The following is a 1862-nucleotide window of genomic DNA, read 5'->3' as shown; positions in this document are numbered from 1 at the left end:
ATTTCTGTCCCGTCTCGCCTGTGTGGGATGCAACACGATGAGATGGACATCAGCCGGATGGGACGCTATGTAATTGATGGAGAAAGCGGTCAAATTTTGGAGTCGAAGGTAATCTCGGATGCTGAGTGTACCTGGGGCGTAGGACTGTATGCTTACCGTAGTCTCTTGCCGTCAGGCAAGCCTCCGAAACATCTGGATAATCTTTACTGGATCTCTTTTGGGCTATGGAAGCAGTTGCTGACGCAGTTCGTCTTCGACCTTTACAAAGACTATAAGTACCGGGTAGTACCGCGGACGGAGATGCTTCGCCTTGCAGAGGCTGGTATACCCGCTTCTTTGTTCCGGTTAAACACGTCGTCGAAGGAGTCGCTGAAGATTGGCGATCGCTATCAGTTCCCTGCTGGCTATATTGTCAGTTCGCCGCAGTTTATGCCACGCCGCAACAGCGAAGAGAGTTCAGAAGATAGTTCAACCGACGGTTACATTGTTTGCACCGTTTTCACGCCAGACGGCAACGAAATTTGGATTTTCGATGCTCAAAATCTGGAGCATGGTCCCCGATGTAGATTGAGCCATCCTTCATTGAAGTTTAGCTTGACGATTCACACCGCGTGGTTGGAAAAAATTGCCCCCCGCACAGCCACGTACAACATCCCTGTGCGTCAGGATTACAAAAACTTAGTGAAGCAAAAGTCTCAAGAAATCCAAGACCTATTTGAAACCGAGGTATATCCCCATTTTGAGCCAACTCCGCGATCTGCCTGTTGAGTGAAGCCCTGGATACGCATTACTGTGTATCGGAAAATCTTTTAAGGTAGTAACTTCGTATACAGACGCGATATTTCGCGTCTGTATCTATCTTGGGGTAGATTTTTGTTATATAAGATTAAGGATGAGGTATTTTTTTGTTTAAAAGCAGTTTTACAAATACCATTTCACTGTGTGTCTGCAACGGCGCTCTCTAGAGCAGCGGCTCGTAAGTACGGCGATTGAGGCACAGCCCAATCCTCGCGGCATCCGAAGATCACATCCGCGCCGCTAGGCGATCGCGAGCGTAGCTGTAGCATTAAAAGAATGAATTAGTAGAAATTTTAGATTTCTTTGACTTTTTAAACAAGAAGGGTAAAAGTGATGGTCATAATATCAGGATACGAAATTACAAATAAAATCTACGAAGGTACAAGAACTGTTGTTTATCAAGGAAAAAGGCATCAGGATAAAAAATCGCTTGTATTCAAATTAATTAAAAATAATTATCCAAGTCCGAAAGATATTGCCAGGATAAAAAATGAATATGAAATTATTAAAGCTTTAAATGCTAAGGGAGTTGTGAAAACCCTAGGGCTTGAGAATCATAAGAATGGATTTGCGCTAGTTTTAGAAGATTCTGGTGGAGAATCACTTAATAAAGTTATTGCCGACAAACCTATAAATTTTAAAATTGTTCTTAAGATAGCAGTTCAGATTTCGGAAATTCTTGGAGAACTTCATTCTCACAATATTCTTCATAAAGATATTAAGCCACACAATATCATTTTCAATCAAGAAACGGAAGAAGTTAACATTATTGATTTTAGCATTGCATCCCGTCTATCCCTAGAGAACCAAACAATCAGCAGTCCCAATTTGATCGAAGGCACGCTTGCCTATATGTCACCAGAGCAAACGGGTCGGATGAATCGTTCTATTGACTACCGTACTGACTTTTATTCTTTAGGTGTAACTCTTTATGAAATGCTCGTGGGGAAGCTGCCATTTGAAACAACCGACGCGATGGAATTAGTTCACTGTCATATTGCCAAACAACCAATCCCTCCTCATGTGTTGGTGCCAGAAATTCCTATCCCTGTTTCTGACATTGT

2 protein-coding genes are annotated in these 1862 nt (G+C 42.4%); both read left to right on the top strand.

Features of this window, described 5'->3' with window-relative positions; all coding sequences use genetic code 11:
- Positions 1 to 768 (top strand): carotenoid oxygenase family protein (locus tag H6F50_RS24845; protein WP_190430741.1); only part of this gene is annotated, 768 nt, incomplete at its 5' end.
- A 363-nt stretch (positions 769 to 1131) separates the two neighbouring features.
- The coding region (locus tag H6F50_RS24840) for a serine/threonine-protein kinase (RefSeq protein WP_190430740.1) at positions 1132 to 1862 on the top strand (731 nt) is incomplete at its 3' end.

This window comes from Coleofasciculus sp. FACHB-712 (assembly GCF_014695635.1).
GTDB lineage: Bacteria > Cyanobacteriota > Cyanobacteriia > Cyanobacteriales > FACHB-T130 > FACHB-T130.
The sequence above is the reverse complement of the archived record's forward strand: the minus strand, read 5'-3'. Positions and strand labels throughout refer to the sequence as shown.